The sequence below is a fragment of the Pseudoalteromonas sp. AS71 genome (assembly GCF_038900275.1).
GTDB lineage: Bacteria > Pseudomonadota > Gammaproteobacteria > Enterobacterales > Alteromonadaceae > Pseudoalteromonas.
On sequence record NZ_JBBMQZ010000004.1, the window covers coordinates 94584 to 117913 of the forward strand.

The following is a 23330-nucleotide window of genomic DNA, read 5'->3' on the forward strand; positions in this document are numbered from 1 at the left end:
AAAGGTGTTAATAATGAATAATAAATACCGCCTTACTATGCAGGGAATGACAAAGAAGTATCCCGGATGTATAGCCAATAACGGCGTAACCTTAAAAATTAAGCATGGGGAAGTGCATGCCTTATTAGGTGAAAACGGTGCCGGTAAAAGCACACTAATGAAAATGCTTTATGGTGTAGTTAAACCTGACCAAGGGGACATGTTTTTTAATGGCAGGATAATGAATATAAAAGAGCCTGCTGATGCGCGTGATTTAGGCATTGGAATGGTGTTTCAGCATTTTTCGTTATTTGAAACACTTACGGTTGCCCAAAATATTGAACTAGCGTTAGGTGATTTAGCAGGGCATAGCAGCACGCTTGCGGGTCGAATTACAAAAACATCAACACGTTATGGTATGCCATTAGATCCACACAGATTGGTTTCAACACTTTCAACTGGCGAGCGTCAACGAGTAGAAATTGTGCGGTGTTTGTTATTAGATATTCAACTACTTATTTTAGACGAACCCACCTCAGTACTTACCCCACAAGAAGTCGAAGCATTATTTAAAACTCTAAAATCACTTAAAAGAGAAGGCTGCTCCGTGCTGTTTATTAGCCACAAACTGCACGAAGTGATTGAGTTATGTGACAGTGCGACCATTTTGCGAGGCGGGAAAGTAAGCGGGCATTGTATTCCTAAAAACGAAACTAGTGAGTCAATTGCCAGGCTGATGGTAGGCGACAACACGCCAATTAGTAACCAAACCCGCAGAGCCTTGGGGACGGCTGACTTTTTAACCGTTAATAGTTTAACCACCGCGGCACAAGCGTTATTTGAAACACCCCTTAAAAACATTAACTTTGCAGTGCAGCAAGGTGAAATAGTGGGTATTGCAGGTGTTGCTGGCAACGGGCAAGAAGAGTTATTAAAAGTGCTTTCGGGGGAGCGAATTCAAGCTAGTAGCCGTGCCATTAAATTTAAAAACACTGTTGTTGATGCATTGTCGCCCCTTAAAAGACGCCGCCTGGGACTTGCATGTGTGCCAGAGGATAGGCTTGGGCGAGGAGCCGTGCCCACTATGGATTTAGCGCAAAATACACTGCTGACTAGTTTTGATAGTGGACTAGTTAAAAATGGCTTTTTAGTAAAACAAAAAATTACCGAGCTTGCTAATAAAATCATAACAAAATACAAGGTTAAAACGCCAAGTTTTCGCACTCATGCGGCTAGCCTTTCAGGTGGTAATTTACAAAAATTTATTATTGGTCGCGAGGTAGAGCAAAGCCCAAAACTACTCGTTATGTCGCATCCTACTTGGGGAGTAGATATAGGCGCACAAGTGGCGATACATGAAGCTATTTTAAAGCTTCGCGACGAAGGGTGTGCGGTACTCGTTATTTCAGAAGATTTAGATGAACTTTATAAGATTTGCGACCGCATTGGCGCAATTTGCGATGGAAAACTGTCTCCTATTTTAAACACCGATACCGTACCGCTTGTGCAGTTAGGACAGTGGATGGCTGGCGATTTTAGTGACGACCTTAATAATCTGCCTACATTACAAACATCAAAAGGGGCTCTAGCATGATTAAGTTAGAACCACGTGTTCAGCGCTCGCCGGCTTGGAGTTATTTCTCTCCTGTTTTAGCTATCTTACTCACATTAATAACCGGTTACGTGGTGTTTTCCTTATTAGGGCATGACCCGCTAAATGCCTTATATACATTGCTTATAGCACCTGTTGCCGATTGGTATGGTGTAACTGAGCTACTTGTAATGACCATTCCTATTTTGCTATGCGCCTATGGTTTAGCGCTTTGTTATAGAGCATCGGTTTGGAATATAGGCGCAGAAGGGCAACTGCTTATTGGTGGTGTATGTGCAAGTGCTGTAGCCATTAACTTTGTTGACTCATCAAGTGCTTTTGCAATGCCACTAACATTACTTGCGGGTATTGCTGGTGGCATGTTGTGGGCGGGGCTTGCTGCTTTTATGAAGCTGCGTTTAAACACTAATGAAATTTTAGTCACCATAATGCTCAACTACATAGCAGTAAATGTATTGCTGTGGGCTGTTCATGGGCCACTCAAAGATCCTCACGGTTATAACTTTCCTGAAAGTGCGTTGTTTGGCGATAGCACGTTATTGCCTGTTTTATTTGACGGTACTCGATTGCACTTAGGCCTAGCGTTTGCGTTATTAGCGCTATGCGCCACTTGGGTGTTTATTAGTAAAACCTTTATAGGCTTTCAAATACAAGTACTTGGGCTTGATGCATCCGCGGCCAAAATGGCGGGTTACAAGCGAGCATTATTAATTACGGGAGTGTTAGTTATTAGCGGTGGCTTAGCGGGGCTTGCTGGTGCGGGCGAAGTAGCAGGGCCTATTGGACAGCTGGTTCCACAAATATCACCTGGTTATGGCTATGCCGCCATTATTGTTGCTTTTTTAGGGCGATTGCACCCAGTAGGAATTACGTTTGCGGGCTTACTAATGGGGCTTATTTATATGGGAGGTGAGCTTGCGCAAATTAACATGGGATTACCAAACGCCATTACCGGTATTTTTCAGGGGTTAATGCTGTTTTATTTACTCTCGTGCGATGTGCTTATTACTTATCGCCTTAGATTTTCGCTGCCATTTAAACAACAAAAAGCGCAGCCAATACATATTGCACAGGAGTCTTAAATTATGGATTTAGATGTAATTACTAATATTTTATACGCCACTATTCGTACAGGCACCCCCTTATTGCTGGTGGCGCTGGGTGAAATGGTATGCGAAAAAAGCGGCACCTTAAATTTAGGGCAAGAAGGCATGATGCTTTTAGGCGCGGTGGCAGGGTTTATAACCATGTACCAATGCGACAACCTATTTATTGGTTTTACGGTAGCAGCTTTGGTTGGTGTTATGGCCTCACTTATTTTCGCTTTTGTAGCGCTTAATTTAAATGCTAGCCAAGTGGCTGCAGGTTTGGCGCTGACTATTTTTGGTACTGGCCTTTCGGCATTTTTAGGTGCCGACTATGAAGGAAAAACGATTAATGCCTTACCTACATTAGCAATAGCTGGGTTTGAGCATATTCCGGTTTTAGGCAAGGCGCTATTTTCGCAAGACGCCATTGTGTATTTAAGTTGGAGTTTAGTGCTTGGTGCGTATTTGTTTTTTAAATACCACAGAGCAGGGCTTGCAGTACGGGCTATTGGTGAAAACCCAAGTGTGGGTAATAACTTAGGATTACCTGTAATGCGTACACGTTATTTAGCCGTTATGTTTGGCGGCGCACTGGCTGGTATTGCGGGCGCTTACTTGTCGTTGGCTTATACACCACTTTGGACTCAAAACATGACGGCAGGGCGAGGTTGGATAGCCCTTGCACTCGTGGTGTTTGCAAGCTGGCGTATTGAGCGCGTAATGCTAGGCGCTTATTTATTTGGCTTTGCCAGCATTATGCACTTAGTTGCACAAGCGTTCGGTTTAGCGGTTGATTCTAACTTATTAGCCATGCTGCCTTATGGTGCAACACTTATTGTATTGATTATGCTCAGTAAAAATAAACAAAAGCTAAAAATGTACGAACCCATGTGGTTAGGTAAACCTTGGCACAAGGGTCATTAAATTGATTACAAAATCAATAAGGTAAATTACCTGCTTCAACAGGATATTAAAAATATAACACGGAGAATAACAATGAAAAAACTTATAACAACACTCGGGGTTGCATTGAGCTTGTGCATAAGCGCATCAGCTATTGCAAAAGATAACGTAAAAGTAGGCTTTGTATATGTAAGTCCAATTGGTGAGGCCGGTTGGACGTATACACACGATGTAAGCCGGCAGTACCTAGAAGACAAATTTGGCGACAAAATAGAAACTACTTTTGTTGAAAGCGTACCAGAAGGAGCCGATGCTGAGCGTGTTATTACGCAACTAGCCAAAAGCGGGCACGATCTAATATTTACAACGTCGTTTGGCTACATGAACCCAACACTTAAAGTGGCTAAACGGTTTCCTAATGTAAAGTTTGAGCATGCTACAGGCTATAAACGCGCAAAAAACGTAAGCACTTACTTTGATCGCATTTACGAAGGACGCTACCTAACAGGTGTTATTGCAGGGCACATGAGTAAAACCGACAGCATTGGTTATATTGCTGCGTTTCCTATTCCGGAGGTAATACGCGGTATAAATGCATTTACGCTTGGCCTGCGCTCAGTTAAGCCTAATGCAAAAGTAAAAGTAGTGTGGGTTAATAGCTGGTTTGATCCGGGTAAAGAGCGAGAAGCTGCCGATAGCCTTATAGATCAAGGCGTTGATATTATAACTCAACATACTGATTCGCCTGCACCATTGCAAGCAGCTGAAGCCGCTGGTATTTACGCTATTGGCTACCACTCAGATATGAGCGGATACGGAAAAAAAGCACATTTAACGGCGGCGGTTCATCATTGGGATGAATTTTACGCAGACCGTGTACAGCAGGTACTTGACGATAAATGGCAATCGCAAGATATATGGAAAGGTATAGGCTCAGGTATGACTCGCTTAGCGCCGCTAAGTAAAGACATTCCAAGTGATGTTGTGAGTGAAGTGAACGCGATTTCAGACAAAATTGGTAAAGGTGAATTCCATCCATTTACTGGCCCTATAAAAAATCAGCAAGGTGAGCTGGTTATTGAGGCGGGTAAAACAATAGACGACAAAACGTTGTTGGGTATGGACTTTTATGTTGAGGGCGTTGAAGGGCAGCTTAAATAAGCCGTTAACGCAATAACAATGAGTTGGTCACTTAGACAAATACAGTGGCTAACTCGCAAAACGTAGAGGTTTATATGTCAATAAATACAAGCTCGTCTGACGATATTATATATGCGGTTGATGACACCCCAGGCGCAACCGAATCATTTTTTGCAGGCTTGCAACATGTACTAGCAAGCTTTGTTGGCATTATTACGCCCACGCTTATTATTGGTGGGGTGCTAGGCCTTGGCAGCGAAATACCTTATTTAATTAGTATGGCATTATTTGTATCTGGTGTGGGCACGGTTATACAAGCGCGGCGTGTTGGCCCGGTGGGGTCAGGATTGATATGTGTGCAAGGTACAAGCTTTGCCTTTTTAGGAACTATTTTAGCGACAGGCTTTACCGTTAAAGCAACGGGTGGCAATAATGACGAAGTCCTTGGCACTATATTTGCTGTGTGCTTTTTAGCCGCTTTTGTTGAAGTATTTATTAGTTTTTTTATTAGTAAATTAGGCAAAGTAATAAAGCCAGTAGTCACTGGTGTGGTGATCACCACTATTGGTATTTACCTAATTAAAGTAGGCATGACTGATATAGGCGGCGGGCAATGGTTACTTACTAACATGCCTGAAAAATTTGCTTCAACGAGTAACTTAATTGTTGGTTTTTCGGTTGTTGCTTTAGTAGTGCTGCTTAATGCCAGTAAAAATCAATGGGTAAGGCTAACGGCTGTCGTAGTTGCAATGATAATTGGCTGGCTACTAGCCTTTGTATTAGGTATCGCTAAATTCAAATTAGGTGAATTTGATTTAATTGCCATCCCACTGCCCTTTAAATACGGCTTTAATGTTGATTTTGGTGCACTCATAGCCTTTGGCTTTTTATACCTTATTACTGCAATTGAATCGACTGGTGATATTACTGCCAATTGTGCTGTTTCTAAGCTACCTGTTACAGGACCTAGTTACTTAGCACGTATTCGTGGTGGTATTTTGGGTGATGGTGTTAACTCGATGATTGCCGCCTTATTTAACACTTTTCCTAATACTACTTTTAGTCAAAACAACGGCGTTATTCAGCTAACCGGCGTTGCCAGTAGACATATAGGCCTGTGGATCGGCAGTATTTTAATCATTCTTGGTTTGTTTCCTGTGATTGGTGCTGTATTACAAAATATACCTAAACCTGTTTTGGGCGGTGCAACGCTTGTAATGTTTGGCACCGTTGCCGCCGCGGGCGTAAAAATACTCGCAAGCGAAAAAATAAATCGCAGAAGCCTACTTATTATTGCAGTGAGTTTAGGGCTCGGGCTAGGTGTTAGTTTTGTACCAGAGTTGTTTGCAAACGCACCTAAGTTAGTTACCGCTATATTTGGTAGCGCAGTGACGGTATCGGGTATCACCGCAATAATAATGACGTTGGTACTACCAGAGAATTACTCAGCAAGTACAGATCATCTTAACTAAACTAATAAAAATCATTAAAGGGATTAACAATGAAAATCAAAATAATAAAAAATATAGCGTTCGTAACTGCAATTACAATGTGCTCTACAGGTGTATCGGCTAAAGAGCTTTGGTCAGATTTTAGTATTACCGCAATGACCGGAGCCGACTACCTAGAGCCATTTTCAGGGGAGGAAGACGACAGAAGTGTGGTAACCATTGAGCATGCATCGGGCCATACTTGGGGCAGTACGTTCTTTTTTATGGATAGACTAAGTAACCCCGATGAAGTGTATGGGGAGCTAAACATAAACCCTACTCTTTACAAGCCGCAAGATAGCTTTGTTAAAGAGGTGTTTTTAGGCCTACAAACAGAGTATGGCTCGGGAGATACGAATCAAAATAACTATTTATTAGGGGGCGGTGTATCACTTGATGTACCTGGCTTTCAGTATTTTAATGTGGCTTATTATCGTCGTTTTCAAGATGAAATAGGTATAGAGCGTGAAGATAATAACCAAATAACAGTCACATGGGGCTATAACAAAGGTAACTTTAGATACGATGGCTTTTTAGATATTGTAGATAGCACCGACACAATATTTGGTAAAAGTGAAGGCGGCTTTAACTTTACCTCACAGATTAAATACAATATTGCACCTATGCTCGGCTTAGATACAGGCCGCCTTGATGTGGGTATTGAGTATGTATATTGGAAAAATAAATTTGGTGTAGATGGTCAAACAGAGCACAACCCAAACCTGTTGGTTAAATGGCATTTTTAACAGCTAATTGAATGGTATTTGATTAATAATTAAAGGCTACTTTTTAGTAGCTTTTTTATTTGATAATCTTAAATAATTGAATGGCTTAAATTAGTTGTGTTAAATTACTTTTTAATAACACTATATGGATTTTGTTTTCATGGACTCTGAAATAGACTTTTCTACCTACACTTTAGATGAGCTTTACTCATCAGCGAGAGCTATCGATCGCGAAACCTACCCAGATCGAGCAAAAGAAATAGACGACTTAATTAAAACGCGAGAAGCACAGAGCCCATCTGAAAATGTTGTATCAAAATTAGCAGGAGAAAAAGCAACGCGCTCAGATAGGCTAGTGGCTGCTATTGTGGATGGCATTTTAGGTGTTGTTTGTTTTATTCCTGTATTCATGCTCGTAGGGTTTGATAATTTAAGCCAACCAACACTTACTTTATCTGGAGGTTTGCTAGGTTATGGCATATTAAGCACGTTAGTGCTTCATGGTTACCTTATGTACCAACGCGGACAAACAATTGGTAAATCTTTAATGTCTATCCGTATTGAAAATTTAGATGGTACACAAGCTAGCTTTACTACAATTTACTTTAAACGCATGCTTTCTATGCAACTCTTATCACTTGTCCCTTCGGTAGGTCAGTTTATAGCTGGTTTTGTTAATCCATTATTTATATTTGGAAAAGATAAACGATGTTTACATGATCATTTCGCGGGAACAAAAGTGAGTTATGTAGATTAATCAGGATATTAATTATGGCAGCTTTGCCTAGGCAAAAAAAATTACCCGGATTTAAAATAATCTACAGTTTGGCTTTATCAGCATTATTTATTGTCATTTTGCTATTTTACATGGAAGTAATTAACGAAAAGCCTCTATTGCATCAGTTTTTATATTTGTTTGGATTATCTTCTTTAGGAGTGGTTATTGAATGGCTATCTACAAATAATAAGCAATCACAAGCTATTGATATTGCGAATGGTGAATTTAAATTACTTGGTATAAATATAAAGGTGTCTGAGCTAGAAGAAGTGCTTTATTGTCAAACGAAACGGTTTGAGCATACCTTAAGGTTTAAATTTAGAGACGCGACTTACCGAGACATAGAAATATCAGCCCCTGACCTGATTGATGATTTGCGTTTTTATCACTTTATGGTTGGTAACGGTTTACCAGTAAAAATGACAGACGATAGAGGGCGTTTTTTTGAGGGGAATTAACATTACAGCAAGGAGCGAGTGATGATTAAAAAAGCTTTTATGCTAGCAAGTGCGGTCTTTAGTGAATATTTACATGCAGGCTCATTTGAAGGATGCTATTCAAGAACAGACAAAATAACTAGCGCGATCCCTATGCTCAACGACGATGGGAGCGAAAGTAATGAGCGTTTTAAATTAAAAACGAGCTATATAAATGTATTCAAAAAAGACGATAAATATTTTACAGAAGGTCTTATCTGGGGCTTTAACTTTCATATTTGCACTATCACAGCCCCGTTAGAAGGGACGACAGAACCATTACCTTTAGTACTAAAGGGTAAAAAACTGGTGTTTGAAGAACAAGAGCCCGAATACGATATTAACTGTAAGTTTGAGCTGGAATTTGATGAGAATGGTTTGAATATTAAGGATGAAAACTATCATTGCTCTAGCTACATGTTTTACTGTGGAGCACACGCAAGTGTTAATAATATTCAATTAGTTAAAACCTCTAAAGGGTGCAATTAACAAAGCCATTTTTAATATTTTATAGATTAGTCAGTTTGTATTTTAACTTGCTGAAACTGCTAACAAGGACTTACCATGCGCGGCTTTTTATTATTTATAGGCTACTCATCTTATATTGGCAGTGTGGGTGATGCTTTGCTTGGCTTATATGCCTTATGGGTTTTAATAAGTAATGAATTAGCACTTTTAAGCTTATCGCTTAATGACTTTTTAGCGCAGTATGTTGAGTTTATATTTTGGGTGAAGCGGGTCGCATTTTATGTAATGCCACAAGGCTTTGCCAATTGGTTATTTGGCTTTCCAGCTATTATTTACTTTCCTGTACGTATATTAATGAGCTTAGTGATTGGTTGGTGGGCGTTTAAAAAGGCAGCTCAGTTAAAAAGCTGAAGGGTATAAGAGTGATTGCACATAAAAAATTAGACATACTCTACCTTGACGGTATTGCAGGTCTACTTGCTGGTTTAACTTTGTTTAGTTTTCAATCTTGGTTCTACGAAATTTATTCTTTACCTTCGTATGCACTTCAATTTATTACAGTGGCTAATATACTTTATGGTGTATGCGCACTTTTATTAGCATTTAAAAGAACAAGAAGCCTATTAGCCATTAAAGTATTAGCTATAGCTAACTGCTTTTGGGTAATAATTTGTATTTTCTTTATTTTTGAATATGTTAATTCTGCAAGTTGGATAGGTATTAGCCTATTAATCTTTGAGTCAATTTTTGTAGGCTATCTTGCTTACTTTGAGTGGGTAAATAGCGCTAGCTTAGTTTATGGGCCTGCTTATAAACAACGTGTAAAAAATACCTACTTTTAAAATAATTACCTTCTCAAGTATTACTTTTCATAAAACCTAACCTTAAACTGCATTCAGTGTAAATTACAGCGTTGTTTTTAAATGTATTTTTTAAAGTTAATTCAAATTTTAAGGGATGCTTTTTGGCACGTAAGTTGATACAACCCCTTATGAATTTTAAAAAGGAATTACCATGACTGCAGAATACTTTATGGTACTAGGGTTACTCGGTGTCGCATTTTTTGCTGTTGCAGGGGCATTGCTTGGGTATGAAAAAAACATTAGTGGTTTTGGCGTAGTAGTGGTTGCAACCGTTACAGCACTAGGGGGCGGAACCCTCAGAGATATACTTTTAAACAAACCGGTATTTTGGATTGCCACTCCAGAGTATTTATATTCGACCTACGGGGCCGTTATAGCAACAATTGCATTTATTCGATACTTACCGCGCGTTAATAACTACTACTTTTTATTGGTAGACGCTGTTGGTATGGCGCTATTTAATATTATGGGGATAGAGAAAGCACTCATTAATGGCTCCGGCATGGTGGTCGCGATTACCATGGGTATCACTACAGGCATATTTGGTGGTTTAATACGTGATGTAATTTGCCGTGAGGTGCCAACGGTTATGCGCAGCGAACCTTACGCCTCTGCGTGTTTAGCGGGTGGTGCAGTTTATGCCGCTTTATTTAGCCTTAATGCAGATTACATTTGGTGTATTTTAGGATCATTTTTCACGACTATCTTTTTAAGATTAGGCTCTTTGCATTGGGGTTGGCATTTAACTATTTTCAGAAAAAAAGACTTCAGAGATCAAAGCGATTAATTTTAGCTACGAGTAGCCCGCGTTTGCATGTAGTACTCGTAATTATTCTCATCAGTTATAGTAAAACCCAGCCGCTTATAAAGTCCTAATGCTGGGTTGTTTTTAAGCACAGTGAGTTTAATGGGTTTTGATTGCGCACTTGTAATAACTTGTTCAATAACAGCTCTCCCATACCCTTTATTTTGATGCAATGGATGTATTTGTAATTGCATTATTTCAATGTATTGAGCGTGCGTTTGGTATTTTAAAGTACCAATTTGTACCTCATTTATAACTATAAGGTGAGAGCAATCATATTGATCATCAAGCCTTAAAACATGCTGTTGCTTAGTTAAAAATAACCCGGCATTTTCTAAGTGTTCTACCATAGTCAGTTTTCTGAGGCTTAATAAGTAGTCTCGGTCTGAATATGCTGCCTTTATGAATTTAAAAACCATAGTGCTCCCTTGCAACAGCCTCAATGTTTATATTTGTAGGGCTGAAGCACTTGAACTTGTACTAAACTCAAGTGCGCAGTATTAAATGTGCAAGCAAAACTAACAAAGGCAATACTACCAATACCCAAGTGCTTTCCACCAAAGCCCGCCGATAATTCCCCATACACTTAAATTAATAATACTCATTATAAGGCCCATTACCCACCAATCTTTTAATGATACATAGCCTGAGCCAAACACGATGGGAGATGTGCCTGTTGCGTAATGCGTTAACGACATCATGAGTGATGAAGCGCCAGCTAACAGTAAACCTAAAAATAAAGGTGGAGCGCCAAGCGCTAAACCTGCGGCGTAAAATGCGGCAAACATAGCAGTAATATGTGCTGTAGTACTGGCAAAAAAGTAATGAGCGTAAAAATACACCGCGACCAATATAATGGCCGATACAATCCAGTCAAAACCCAGTTGTGCAATATTGCTCTCAACAAGCGTTGAAAACCACGTTACCAAACCTAGTTTATTTAAAAAAGTGGCCATCATTACTAATGCTGAAAACCAAACAACGGTATCCCACGCAGACTTTTCTTTAAGTACATCGTCCCAGCTTAATACACCCGTTACTAATAAAACCGACAAACCTAAAAAAGCCACTGCGGTTGTATTAACTGCGTAGTCAGCCCCTAAAATCATTGCAGGTACGCCGGCCCATAAAACAAGCAGCATGGCAAAAACTCCCACCATTATTTTTTCGCCATAACTCATTGGGCCCATTTCAGTTAATTTAGATTCTGCGTAGGTTTTAGCGTCGGGCGTACTTTTAACTTCAGGTGGGTAAATGGCATAAACAACCAAAGGCACAAGGGCAATACACAGCAAACCAGGAACAAGCGCTGCCAGCGCCCACGTACTCCAAGTAATACTGATATTTGCACCAGTAGCATCTGCAATAAGTTTTACAATTAGAGGGTTTGGCGCAGTCGCTGTAATAAACATAGCTGATGTAATAGGGTTTATATGGTAACTCACTAAAGCAAGGTAGTGCCCAATTTTACGAGAGGTGCCTTCCTCAGGGGTTGAGCCAAAGCTTGTTGCTATAGACTTCATTATTGGGTGAATAATAGCGCCGCCTCGCGCGGTATTACTTGGCGTCACAGGCGCTATAACAAGTTCAGACAGCGCGAGTGCATAGCCAATACCAATAGTTTTTTTACCAAAAAAAGAAATGAAATTATAGCCAATACGATTACCTAAACCGGTTTTAGCTAAACCCCGAGAAATAATAATAGCAATACCAATCAGCCAAATTAATGAATTAGAAAAGCCACTTAATGCATCTTTAATAGCGCCAGATGGGCTGTCATTAGTTACGCCCGTTAATGCAACAGAGGTAATAGCTAAAATAGCAATGGCGCCGATAGGCATTGCTTTACCAATAATGGCAACTACAGTACCAATAAATAAAGCGAGCAAATGCCATGCGTTTTCGGTAACACCTTGCGGAGGTGGTACAGCAAACCAAAGTAATAAAACAATGGCTATAGAAATCAGTCCAGAGGTAATTCGAATATCAGTACCTTTCATTAAAATGTCCCTAAGTTTTAGAAATGCATGCATTCAGTGTATTGAAAAGGCAACGTTATTCTACTTCATTTAATAATAAAAAAGATGACGCACATCATATGAATATTAGACTTATTTAATTTTATTAATAAAGAGGAAATAAACTATAAACTAAAGTGATTGATTACATTACCCGATAAGAGCTTACAGTGTGCTTAATTAACTCTGATTTTTAAGAGTTAGCTTGAATTGTTTTATAGGTTCGTAAGGTCTTTATAAACCTCAACGAATACTTGGAAATACAATGAACTTAAAACTAACCAATAACGTGATTACTTTTTTATTAACGAGTAGCTTTTTACTACTTGGCTTGTCGTTTGCGTTAGGAGCAAACCCTAATACGTTAACGGCTACGTTTAGTTATTATGGCGTTGATTCGCTAATGTCTGTATCTGCGTTAGGTTTAATTAGTGGCTCATTTATGATTGCCTTAGCGTTTGCCACCGTGCTCGCTCGTTTTAAACTAATGAAACCTACACCAGCACTTTTACTTGCAGCAATTATAAGTTTAGTAGCATTACTTACCTTGTTTGCCAGTAACCGTTGGATGGCGCAACTTGGTGGCTTTCCAATCATTGGTAGCGGGCAGGGCATAATTAAATACTTTGCTGTAGTGCCTTTGTATTTGTTTTTGTTTTATAAAGACAAACTTACCGACAAACAACACGTACTATTAAACTTTATACCTGTTGCTATGGTTTTATTATGGATTGGCGGCATGAAGTTTTATGAGTTTGAAGCAAAAGGCATTGTAAGTTTAGTAGAAACCTCACCGTTTATGTCGTGGTTATACACGGTATTTAGCGTACAAGGCGCGTCTAACATGATTGGCGGGTTTGATGTATTATTTGCTGTGTTATTGGGCTTAGGGCTATTTTTAAATAATAAAAAGCTAATTATTGTAAGTGGCTTAGCGTGTTTAAGCGTATTTATGATGACCCAAACATTCTTAATTACCGCAACCGGTGCATTTAGTTCTTCCACTTTATTGGATCGTTTAGGGCAATTTGTAATTAAAGATTTGTGGTATATAGCCAACCTTGTTGTTATTGCTTTTTTAATGATTTTTAAGCCGACTAAATAAAGAGAGCGTTATGATCAGTTGCAACCAATACGACTACATCGAAATTGCTTGTATGCACCATTTAAGCATTGAGCTTATATTAAAAAATGGTGATGGTGTATGCGGGATAGCAACTGACACAAAACGCAATGCTAATAGAGACGAATGCATAGTTGTTAACGTAAATAGCGAGCTAAAGCTTATAGAACTTACCAGCATTAGCGTAATTAAAGCCCTCACACAAAACCCGTATTTTAATAAAGTACACTTTGAGGCTAAGTAAACATAGTCCAATAGCTTTATTTACTATGGTGCGAAGGCAGCGCTGTAAACTCCTTTTAAAATGCTCTATGTACCTGACTCGTGGCGTTAACCCTCATTCTCAACACTTACTGATACAAATAACCTTAATTAACACGGTTTTAGTTCCTTATCACATATCACTTTTATAATAGGGCTAATTACTTGTTTACATTAAAGTTATTAAGTGGAATTATTGAACACTGTAATATACGCCGTTTTGGGGTGTTATAAATCCCCTGAGTGGTGTTCAATAAGTTGTTATATTTCAAATCAAGGATAGAGTTTGATTCACAATTATTTAGAAGCGGTCGAAAGTGTAGTTAAAAGGTTGTTTGAAGCGAGAGCTGATTATCATGTAATTATAAACGATCTGTTTAAAGACTCTATGCCTCCAATTTTTGTCCATAACCGAAACAATCCGAAAGAAGTAATCGCTCGAGACCACGCAGCATGGCTTGAACAAAAACAAATAAAACTAAAGAAAGAAAAATCGGATGCTGCAATTGAAAACCTAACTAATGAACAATTCGCTTTATCAATTATTGACGGTTCTCTTTTGCAGATAGCTTGTAAAGGAATTGAGCTGTATTCAGAAAGCAACCAAAACACCTCGCCACTTCCTAACCTTTCAGAGAAGGCGTGTAAATTTTCTGTTGGTGAAATAATTAGAGAAATACCTGCGGGCTTAATTATTTATGCAGGCAGAAATCACTATAACCATCTAGAGGATGGAGAAAGACTTAGAAAGCCGACGAAAGAAATAATTAATTTACTCAACGTAAATTCCCAACAATATAAACCAAATATTGTATTCGACTTTGACACATATAATGAATTACCTAGAAACTTAACAACGAGCTTTATTGGTATACTTGGTTGGGAAAGTACCAAAGATTTCAGAGAAACATTAATGAGTATCAATGAAATATAAAGAAGAGTTAGGATGACACCCATTCTAACTTTTACTTAAATTATTATAGATAGCAGTCAGTTAGGCTAAATTAATGAAAATGAATCACGTAAAAAGCTGAACTACACTGACAAGATAAAAGTAATAAGGGATAGCCCGATAGGCGACAAAAAACTTCATAAAAAAGTAAACGACTCGGGTTTATTAAGTCTGGTTTCATTTAAATAAAAAGCGGAATAATACAGTCAAGAAAGACATGAAAAAGTTGGCCTTACAGGGTAAAACGAATATGAACGCCTTTGTTTCCTGCTGCGACAACAGTATTGCCTTGTTCATAATTGAGAAAGCGGCAAAACATGATGCATTAAAAAAAGGGGAGCCCATTTATACCAAAATACGCCAATCAAGCACCTATAACTTCCTATAAAACGTCCATTAAAACAGCCGCAAATTCTCTTCTTATATTTTATGTGAAATATCTATAACGGATTGAACCAAAATAGGAACTCGGCTATGGTTGATCCATTAATAAAAATAAATTTAAAACGAGTTAATTTACAAGCTCGTTAGCAGTATTAGTTCTATATGGAATGTGTATTATGGATAGAGGTCAAAAAAACAAAATTAAACAGCCAAGTCTGCTTGAGCAAGTATTACCGACTGAAATGGGATTAATGCAATCATTAGGTGAATCCAAAACGCTGATTATAATGTTGGTGGTATTTTTAACTTTATTCGGCGGGTTAGGTTTGTTTTTATTAAAAATTTCTACGTGAGGTTAGTGGTATAAACTACTAACAAGCGACTACTAACTGTTTGCTTAGTTCTCTTCGCTACACATTACGACAAGTTATTATCAGCCCCTCATGTAAGCATTGAGATTGTAGAATTACTTTTTTAAGAAAACAGCTTTTTAATAGGTAATACATTTATTACACATTGCATTAAAATGCTTAGAGTTAATTAAAGAAACTAATTAATTGAATTTGGCTATAGGAGTTATTCTACAGCCTCGTTGTATGCCTATGGAGGCTCTGCAAAATCATATGGAAATTCGCAATATTTCCTGGGAGCAAACAATCCCGCTTCGACAGAGTGTTCTTTGGCCAAACAAGCCTCCTGAATATTGCCATGTTGATGGCGATCATGACGCAATGCATTTTGGTGCCTTTGTTAATGACGAGCTTGTTTGTGTTGCCTCCGTATACATAAAATCAGATAAAGCTCGCCTACGTAAGTTTGCTACTAAAACTGATTATCAAGGGCAAGGCATTGGCTCTCAAATGCTAAAGTTTATTCTTCACTCTCTTAATAATACGGTTGTAAATTTTTTTTTGGTGTGATGCTAGAGAATCAGCTTTAAGTTTCTATCAGCGTTTCGGTATGCAGCCATACGAAGAACGTTTTTATAAGGCTGATGTTTCTTACTTTAAAATGGAAGTTGCTTTATAGTTAGTTTAAAGCGGCATATAGCAACACGCGCTGAGGTGGGCAGGAAACGCTAAAAGTTAGGATGACACCCATTCAAAATTTTACGTTAATTATCAATGATAGCAGTGAGTTAGGTTATATCCATGAAAGTGCATCACGCAAAAGTCTGAGCTATATTGACAAGATGAAAGTAGTAATTGATAGCCCGATAGACGACAACAATTTTTATTAAAAAATGGTAAACAACTCGGCTTCATTGAGCCTAATTTCCTTTAAAATAAAAGCGGAATATTACCAACGTTATGATGATCCCCAACTGCTAGGTTTTTTCTGCTGCATCGCTTATTTTAACAAATATATTTTGCCCACCAGAGTAAAAAAACACCCACACCAAATTTCCAGTAATTCCTTCCAAAACGTCAATTAAACAACACCAAATTCTTTTTATATTCTGCGTAAAAGTACAGTAATCGATTGAACCAAAATAGGAACTCAGCTATGGTTTATTTATCAATGAAAACAAATAAAAAACGAGTTAATCTACAGGTTCGTTATATAACTACGTGAGGAGAGATGATGAACAAGGAAACTATAGGGAAATACGTCGCAGTTTTGGGATTATTGCTTTTCTGGGCACCACTTTGGGGAATTGTTGATTCGTATTTAATTATGTCATCTTCATTTCAAGAGATAACGCTGTTTGGAAATAATGAACCTAAAATATCACAAGAAGAAATGTCATCAACAGCTTTGTCTACAATAACAGGGTTCATCTTATTTTTAGTTGCGCTTTGCTTTTTAACATTTTCCGTTGTGGGCTTAAACTATCGAACCAAGTGGCTTTTTTGGGTACTAATGATATATTCAACATTGTTACTCTTCATGTTCCCTGTTGGTACAGTGCTAGGAGTAACTCTGCTGGCAGCGCTAGTTTTGAACAGGAAAAAATTTGGACTTGACGGTGACGTTACATAATAAAACCATTAACGAAATAAGTTAGGATGACACCCATTCTAACTTTACGGAAATAATTAATGATAGCAGTGAGTTAGGTTGAATCCATGAAAGTGTATCACGCAAAAAAGCTGAGCTAAGTTGACAAGATGAAAGTAGTAATAGGTAACCCGATAGACGACAACAATTTTTATTAAAAAATGTTAAACAACTCGGCTTTGTTAAGTCTGCTTTCCTTTAAATAAAAATCGGAATAATACGGTCAATAAAGATATGAATAAATTGACCTTACAGGGTAAAACGAATGTGAATGCCTTTATTTTACGCAATGGCAACTGTATTGCCCTGTTCATAATATAGAAAAGCTGCAAAACACGATGTACTGAAAAGGGAAAGCCCTTTTAACCTAAAATAAAGATACTCAAGCACTCGTAACTCCTTCCAAAACGCCAATTAAAACAACACCAAACTCTTTTTATATTCTGCGTAAAAGTACAGTAATCGATTGAACCAAAATAGGAACTCAGCTATGGTTTGTTCATCAATAAAAAATAAAAACGAGTTAAGTTACAGGCTCGTTAGTAGTTTAAGGAAATTCGACATGCAATTAATAGATTGGGTAATATTATTTTGTTTTATCATTAGTGCAATCTCTCTTTACTTTAGTTTTGGTTCAAAGTTTTACGATCCTGAAAAGGTTTTAATTGATATGGGCGATCACGTGTTTATTTCGCACTTGCCTAAAGCTAGGTTACATAAAAAGTATGGTAAAACTATTTCTAAATCTTTTGTTACTAAAATTCAATTAGCTGGAAATTATGTAACTTTATTCAATAACAGTGGTAATGCGATAGATATTTGGGCGCCTAAGGATAAATTAGCTAAACCTATATTTGAGCAAGCAAAAAATATATTTAAAAATGCGGAAACGGTTGAAATAAACTGTTAATAAGCGGTTTAAGCAAAGCGGCTACTAACTTTTTGTTTAGTTGTCTTTACTACATATTACGACAAGTTATTATCAGCCCCTTATGCGGGCGTTGAGATTGTAGAATTACTCTTTTTAAGAAAACAGCCTGTTTAATGGGTAATACATTTATTACACATTGTATTAAAGTGCTTAGAGTTAATTAAAGAAACTAATTAATTGAATTTGGCTATAGAAGTGATTTTACAGCCTCGTTGTATTGCTAAAGGATTCTCGTGAAATACTCTAGGATTGTACTCTTTTCAGTAGGCTTGTATTTATTGCTAGTTGCTTTATCAACAATAGCAACGTTGATCGTTGGCTTTGATGAAATGATTCAAAGTACATCATACAATTTTACTCATTACGTGCTCGGATTTGTAACCTTTTTAATCGTGTATTGTTACTTAGGCTATAAGCAAACAGTGAGTCCCTATAAACAAGCCTTTTTAGTTATGGCGGTTTATTGATCTAAGTGTCGGTGCTTTACTATACATTTTATTAGAGATATCAATGGAGCCTTTAGTATATTTGGTTTCGGCTTTGCTGCATGTTATTGCTGTTTTATTAGGGACATTGCTTGGTATTCAATTACGTCGTAAAAGAGTTGAGCGTAAATAAATCTTAAAGCAGAACAAAAACAGCTGATTTTTCGCTTCTTCATTCAAACCTTAACCAACAATTTTTATCTTCTAAACGAGGCGAAAGCTAAAATAAATTTGAATTTGCTCTTTGATTGGTTGATCTCTGAAAAGCCCACAAAATCAGATGTTTTTATAGTTACTCTACATGGTGGTGATGCTATTAGTGTAATTAAAGCTCTCGCACAAATATATATTTTAGTGAAATGAGGTTGGAAGCTAATAAAAAAGTAAATGAACCTATTTTTGCTTAATTATATTTCTATAATTTTTAATTATTTATTTACATGAAAGTTATTTAGTGGAATTATTAATCAAAGTAATATGTGCCATTTTGCAGAGTAATTCACTCAGGGTATTAAATAGAAGTTACAACAATAATTCAGGAAGATGTTATGAAGTATGGAAAAGTTTTACCTTATTTTTATTTAGGGGTTGGTTTAGCTGTTGTTTCTTTTATTTTTGATGCGCTAATGGGTCGTACTGATTTTAGTTTATCTAATTTTACCACCTTTCTTGTTTCTGCAGCAATGGGAACTACTTTAGGTGCCTTATATTATCAGTTTATTGGATATAGATTTCCAAAATTTAAATTTTTGTTTTCAATCATTTTTTCATTGGCTATAAGCACAGTGATAAAAATTATTGCTGTAGAGCAAAGCTGGATAATCCATGATCTTACAATACTCGTGTCTTGCTGCTTGGCTGTTTTATATTCTTTTGACAATAAAAAAGTCAATGTTGAAATCTAATATTGCGGGAAAATAAACGCGGCATTTTTTTAATGGTATAAGTGTTTATAGTAAATTAATAAAAAAAGATTTAAGAATGAAAAAATTTATATACGCAGCTGCAGCTATTTTATTGCCTACCATTCTTGGGGTTTTATTTGGTGGCATTATAAGCGAGAAAAGTGGTTTTTTAGAAAGCTTTAAAGCATACGGTTTTATTTGCTTACCTATAGCTGCGGTAACTTATTTTGCAGGTTTACGTGCAAACCAAGGTAAAGCTAAATATGAGGTTAGCAATAAATTAACCAAGAACAAAAAGTAGTTCGCTTTGCTGCCACAATGCTTATTTTTACAAATATATTTTGTCTATTTAAGGCAGCACTAGATATAAAAATACAAGGATGCATAATTGAATTATTTAAATTGGTTACAAAAGACATACCCAGAGCTAAATGAGATATCAAATGAAACTATTAACTCTCATATTGACAAAGCAAAGTCTGATACAGAGCTTTTTAGGGAATTCATTAAAGTATTAGGTAGCTTATTTTTTATTATCCCGTTTAACTTATACCTTTATATTTCGGGTATTCAGGCATCCAATAGCTCTTTATATTGGTTGTTGGTTATGGCTTCAATTGCTGTTGGTGGTTTTATCGGGCTTTATTGCGAGCAAAAGGTCATTAAAAAACGTCTTAAAAAAATAATACAGTTAAAGGCGTTTTAAATGACTAATGATGAAGTGGTTTCAAAGCTACGCAGTGCAAAAGTTAAAGTTGTACTTTATGTCTCGGGCTTATTTTTACTTTTGACCTATGTTGATTTTTACTTGGCCGCCACTTCAGAAAACACAACACAAAGTATGCTATCAAGTTCACCGTTCTCCATTATTATTTTTGTTTGCCTACAATTAGCGATAATGCTTATTTTTACTTATTTGGAGAAAATCCTTATTGGTATAAATCGAACAAAAGATAATGCCGATATATTGAATTGAGATGACAGGCTTTTGGATTATTACCAGAGCCGTTTTTGAAAATTTATGCATAACTGAGTTACCGATTGAACCAAAATAGGAACTTAGCTATGGTTTGTTTATCAAAAAAAAAAATAAAAAACGAGTTAATCCATAGGCTCGTTATGTGTTTCTGGAGTTGTGGTGAATAATTTAATAGAAGATACCGAACTATCTTTCAAATTACTTGAGTACTCAATAAGAAACATGTGTTACGCAGAGTTAGGAGAAATTGATGCTGATTTATTTGGACAAGATCTTCAATTGAACCTTGATGAAGAAAGTGTTTCTTATTCCTCTGGTGAATTTAAAAATCAAGATAGTATTGTTCGTGCATCTCAAATGGCAGTAAGTACAGCTTTTGGCGCAACGGCTATTTGTTTAGATTGTATTTTAGAGAAAGTGAAATCTGATGATAGTGAAATAAAAATTATAAAATCACTAATATCCGCTACTCGTAATGCATTTTCTCACGGTATAGCATCGCCAGAATGGTTTGTTAAACCTCACAAGTTTGAGGTGTTAGATTTAAGTTTTGTTGGTGGTATTAGAGTTAATTTAGAAAATCTAAATAGGCAACCATTTGACTATTCGCAAATAGGTGGCTTAGCTGTTTGGTATAGAGTTAAATCACATATAATTCTATACGTATCAAACACGTAACAACACGCCCTGAGGTGGACGACTAGTCAAATTTAGCTATTAATTGCAAATTTTAAAAGTGGAGAGCTTCTTTATTTTTCAACACCTAAATGTAATCCTTATCGATTTAAATACCGGAGTTCTATATAGGCTTCCCCTTCACTTTTTACTGCTTATAATACGCTTTAGCCCAAATCAACTATGTAACTACAACGAATAGAAAAACCAGCCACTCTACAAATATTTGCCTTGGAATAGTGGGCAACTAAAACCTAAATATATCCATACCTCTTGACGGCTTCGTCCAATAAACAGCGCAATCTCCGTTTATTTTCACTTCAGCGATATCATCAAACGCGCCGCACCAAAAACAAATTAACTAAGAGACAAATAACAATACTTTAGTAAACGCTAGTTCATATTACGTCACGTAATATCCATACAGAACTTTAAGTTAAACATACCTTCGTGCAGCGTTCCCATTTTTATTTGACTCAATTTATTGGACATTCTTTTTATGAAATTAAAGTTATTTATCGCAATTATTTTTAGCACTTCGATGTCGTCTTACGCGACAGAAGCAGTAGATCAAACGGAGTTTTCATTCGAAGACTTAAAAGCGCTGGCAAAAGCCTCAGCCGAAAAGCCCTATACGCCAACTAAGGTGCCAGCGCCGAAGTTAATTGATAAAATTACGTATGACGAACACTGGAAAATACGCTTTAAAGAAGATGAAACCTTATACCCAAGTGGAAAAAAGGCGCCCGTACAATTATTTTACCCTGGGCGATATTTTCCTGAGCCAGTAAGTATTTACATCAGAGATGATAAAAATCAGGTTCAAAACATACCTTTTAGTAATGACGTTTTTGATATGCCTGATGATAGCCCAGCTCACGACCTCCCTGAAGGATTTGGATTTGCAGGCTTTAGAATAATGCGGCCAGATATGAAACCAGATTGGATATCTTTTTTAGGCGCGTCTTATTTTCGTACCGACGGGCCAGAGGGGCAATATGGACTGTCAGCTCGAGGTATCGCGATTAATACGGGTATGAATCAGCCAGAAGAATTTCCGCGTTTTTCTGCATTCTGGATTGGTCCTGCAGAGAAAAAAGGTGAAAGTGTGTCTGTTTGGGCATTGCTTGAAGGGCCTTCTATCACTGGTGCTTATCGATTTGGTTTAAGCAAAGATAACAAAGAAGCTAAAGGGCACATCACCTCTGTAACGGCTAATTTGTATATGCGCGCCGATGTTGAACGCTTAGGCGTAGCACCGCTAACCAGTATGTATTGGTACTCACAAAAAGATAAAACAACTGCCAAAGATTGGCGCCCAGAAATTCACGACAGCGATGGCCTGGCGATTCACACCGGATCGGGTCAATACGTTTGGCGCCCATTAAATAATCCTCAGTCGGTTTCGACCAATAGCTTTATTGATGAGAACCCAAAAGGGTTTGGCTTAATTCAAAGAGATCGTGACTTTAATAACTACCAAGACGATGGCGTATTTTATAATAAGCGCTCATCTGCGTGGATAAAACCTACTGACGATTGGGGGAAAGGGGCAGTTCAGTTAATCGAGATCCCTACAAAAGATGAAACGTTTGACAATATTGTTGCTTATTGGGTGCCTGAAAAAGAGGCGCGTAAAGGTGATGAGTTTACCTTTTCTTATGATATTGAGTGGCGTCCACTCGATCCAAAATCAAAAACACTTGCAAGCGTTGTAAATACTCGCCAAGGCTTAGGCGGGATCCCTGGCCAGCCTATTCCTGAAGGCGTTAACAAAATGGTGATTGATTTTGAAGGCCCAGTGTTTAAAGGCTTAGATAACAAAAGTGGTATAAAGCCGATTGTTGAAGCCAGCCACGGTGAAATACTAGAGCCTATTGGGGTTTATCCGGTAGTTGGTACAAACCAATGGCGATTAGCATTTGACTACAAACAAGCTAACAATAATCCGGTAAACATACGCGCGTATTTAGTTGATAAAAATGATGAAGCTATAACCGAAACTTGGGTAAGTGATGCAAAGGTAACGATTAAATAAGCCCTTAAGTAAGCATTAAAGTAAAAGGGTGGCTATATTTTGATTTGCTAGGTAATTATAGCCACCATAATGTCTTTTAAAACATCAATCAAAACACCATTAAAACTCCCTTTTATATCCCACGTAAAATACAGTAAACGATTGAACCAAAATATGAACTCGGCTATGGTTTATTTATCAATAAAAATAAATAAAAAACGAGTTAACTTGCTGTTTGTTAGCTGTTTCGAGGGATTGTATGTTTTTTTGAG

General features: G+C 37.4%; 28 protein-coding genes. 26 read left to right on the forward strand and 2 right to left on the reverse strand.

What is annotated here, in order from left to right:
- The first annotated feature begins 13 nt into the window (after window positions 1-13).
- From WNY98_RS04310 to WNY98_RS04365, 12 genes are all read left to right on the forward strand, one after another.
- On the forward strand, window positions 14-1573 hold the full coding sequence (locus WNY98_RS04310) for an ABC transporter ATP-binding protein (protein ID WP_342877227.1): 1560 nt from the start codon (window positions 14-16) through the stop codon (window positions 1571-1573).
- Window positions 1570-2673, forward strand: coding sequence for an ABC transporter permease (locus WNY98_RS04315; RefSeq protein WP_342877228.1), 1104 nt, complete (start codon window positions 1570-1572; stop codon window positions 2671-2673). Before WNY98_RS04310 ends, WNY98_RS04315 begins: the two co-directional genes overlap by 4 nt.
- Window positions 2674-2676: 3 nt before the next feature.
- Complete coding sequence (locus WNY98_RS04320) at window positions 2677-3603, forward strand: ABC transporter permease (RefSeq protein WP_024600002.1); 927 nt, start codon at window positions 2677-2679, stop codon at window positions 3601-3603.
- A gap of 72 nt (window positions 3604-3675) precedes the next feature.
- Window positions 3676-4743 (forward strand): BMP family ABC transporter substrate-binding protein, encoded by a 1068-nt coding sequence (locus WNY98_RS04325; RefSeq protein ID WP_342877229.1) that lies wholly within the window; start codon window positions 3676-3678, stop codon window positions 4741-4743.
- 74 nt (window positions 4744-4817) lie between these two features.
- Window positions 4818-6194 (forward strand): nucleobase:cation symporter-2 family protein, encoded by a 1377-nt coding sequence (locus WNY98_RS04330; RefSeq protein WP_342877230.1) that lies wholly within the window; start codon window positions 4818-4820, stop codon window positions 6192-6194.
- Between the two features lie 29 nt (window positions 6195-6223).
- A complete protein-coding gene (locus WNY98_RS04335) occupies window positions 6224-6958 on the forward strand; it encodes a DUF5020 family protein (protein WP_342877231.1) in 735 nt (244 codons plus the stop codon).
- Window positions 6959-7097: 139 nt separating this feature from the next.
- On the forward strand, window positions 7098-7694 hold the full coding sequence (locus WNY98_RS04340) for an RDD family protein (protein WP_197184779.1): 597 nt from the start codon (window positions 7098-7100) through the stop codon (window positions 7692-7694).
- 14 nt (window positions 7695-7708) lie between these two features.
- Window positions 7709-8173, forward strand: coding sequence for a hypothetical protein (locus WNY98_RS04345; protein ID WP_342874993.1), 465 nt, complete (start codon window positions 7709-7711; stop codon window positions 8171-8173).
- Between the two features lie 21 nt (window positions 8174-8194).
- On the forward strand, window positions 8195-8680 hold the full coding sequence (locus tag WNY98_RS04350; protein WP_248280118.1) for a hypothetical protein: 486 nt from the start codon (window positions 8195-8197) through the stop codon (window positions 8678-8680).
- A 75-nt stretch (window positions 8681-8755) separates the two neighbouring features.
- Complete coding sequence (locus WNY98_RS04355) at window positions 8756-9070, forward strand: hypothetical protein (RefSeq protein ID WP_342877232.1); 315 nt, start codon at window positions 8756-8758, stop codon at window positions 9068-9070.
- An 11-nt stretch (window positions 9071-9081) separates the two neighbouring features.
- Window positions 9082-9501 (forward strand): hypothetical protein, encoded by a 420-nt coding sequence (locus tag WNY98_RS04360; protein ID WP_342877233.1) that lies wholly within the window; start codon window positions 9082-9084, stop codon window positions 9499-9501.
- A 172-nt stretch (window positions 9502-9673) separates the two neighbouring features.
- On the forward strand, window positions 9674-10309 hold the full coding sequence (locus WNY98_RS04365; RefSeq protein WP_342877234.1) for a trimeric intracellular cation channel family protein: 636 nt from the start codon (window positions 9674-9676) through the stop codon (window positions 10307-10309).
- Window positions 10310-10311: 2 nt separating this feature from the next.
- Here WNY98_RS04365 and WNY98_RS04370 read toward each other — a convergent pair whose 3' ends face one another.
- Both WNY98_RS04370 and WNY98_RS04375 read right to left on the reverse strand, forming a co-directional pair.
- On the reverse strand, window positions 10312-10746 hold the full coding sequence (locus tag WNY98_RS04370; protein WP_342877235.1) for a GNAT family N-acetyltransferase: 435 nt from the start codon (window positions 10744-10746) through the stop codon (window positions 10312-10314).
- A 114-nt stretch (window positions 10747-10860) separates the two neighbouring features.
- Complete coding sequence (locus tag WNY98_RS04375) at window positions 10861-12327, reverse strand: DASS family sodium-coupled anion symporter (RefSeq protein ID WP_342877236.1); 1467 nt, start codon at window positions 12325-12327, stop codon at window positions 10861-10863.
- 283 nt (window positions 12328-12610) lie between these two features.
- Between WNY98_RS04375 and WNY98_RS04380 the strand changes: the two genes are divergently transcribed.
- From WNY98_RS04380 to WNY98_RS04445, 14 genes are all read left to right on the forward strand, one after another.
- Entirely contained in the window at window positions 12611-13450 is an 840-nt protein-coding gene (locus tag WNY98_RS04380; protein WP_342877237.1) for a DUF417 family protein, read from the forward strand.
- Window positions 13451-13460: 10 nt separating this feature from the next.
- Window positions 13461-13712 (forward strand): Rho-binding antiterminator, encoded by a 252-nt coding sequence (locus WNY98_RS04385; protein WP_342877238.1) that lies wholly within the window; start codon window positions 13461-13463, stop codon window positions 13710-13712.
- 303 nt (window positions 13713-14015) lie between these two features.
- Window positions 14016-14663: a hypothetical protein gene (locus WNY98_RS04390; protein ID WP_182753787.1), complete on the forward strand. Its 648-nt coding sequence runs from the start codon at window positions 14016-14018 to the stop codon at window positions 14661-14663.
- A gap of 578 nt (window positions 14664-15241) precedes the next feature.
- On the forward strand, window positions 15242-15418 hold the full coding sequence (locus tag WNY98_RS04395) for a hypothetical protein (protein WP_171972314.1): 177 nt from the start codon (window positions 15242-15244) through the stop codon (window positions 15416-15418).
- A gap of 270 nt (window positions 15419-15688) precedes the next feature.
- Window positions 15689-15985, forward strand: a complete 297-nt coding sequence (locus WNY98_RS04400) for a GNAT family N-acetyltransferase (protein ID WP_342877239.1) — start codon at window positions 15689-15691, stop codon at window positions 15983-15985.
- 664 nt (window positions 15986-16649) lie between these two features.
- Entirely contained in the window at window positions 16650-17048 is a 399-nt protein-coding gene (locus WNY98_RS04405; protein WP_342877240.1) for a hypothetical protein, read from the forward strand.
- A gap of 580 nt (window positions 17049-17628) precedes the next feature.
- Complete coding sequence (locus WNY98_RS04410) at window positions 17629-17976, forward strand: hypothetical protein (protein ID WP_342877241.1); 348 nt, start codon at window positions 17629-17631, stop codon at window positions 17974-17976.
- 254 nt (window positions 17977-18230) lie between these two features.
- Window positions 18231-18464: a hypothetical protein gene (locus WNY98_RS04415; RefSeq protein ID WP_342877242.1), complete on the forward strand. Its 234-nt coding sequence runs from the start codon at window positions 18231-18233 to the stop codon at window positions 18462-18464.
- 566 nt (window positions 18465-19030) lie between these two features.
- Entirely contained in the window at window positions 19031-19387 is a 357-nt protein-coding gene (locus WNY98_RS04420) for a hypothetical protein (RefSeq protein ID WP_008168323.1), read from the forward strand.
- A gap of 76 nt (window positions 19388-19463) precedes the next feature.
- A complete protein-coding gene (locus WNY98_RS04425; RefSeq protein ID WP_007584351.1) occupies window positions 19464-19688 on the forward strand; it encodes a hypothetical protein in 225 nt (74 codons plus the stop codon).
- An 87-nt stretch (window positions 19689-19775) separates the two neighbouring features.
- Window positions 19776-20093 (forward strand): hypothetical protein, encoded by a 318-nt coding sequence (locus WNY98_RS04430; protein WP_170071257.1) that lies wholly within the window; start codon window positions 19776-19778, stop codon window positions 20091-20093.
- Window positions 20094-20363 (forward strand): hypothetical protein, encoded by a 270-nt coding sequence (locus WNY98_RS04435; RefSeq protein WP_342877243.1) that lies wholly within the window; start codon window positions 20094-20096, stop codon window positions 20361-20363.
- A 162-nt stretch (window positions 20364-20525) separates the two neighbouring features.
- Window positions 20526-21044, forward strand: coding sequence for a hypothetical protein (locus tag WNY98_RS04440; RefSeq protein ID WP_342877244.1), 519 nt, complete (start codon window positions 20526-20528; stop codon window positions 21042-21044).
- Between the two features lie 496 nt (window positions 21045-21540).
- Entirely contained in the window at window positions 21541-23079 is a 1539-nt protein-coding gene (locus WNY98_RS04445; protein ID WP_342877245.1) for a glucan biosynthesis protein, read from the forward strand.
- Window positions 23080-23330 lie beyond the last annotated feature (251 nt).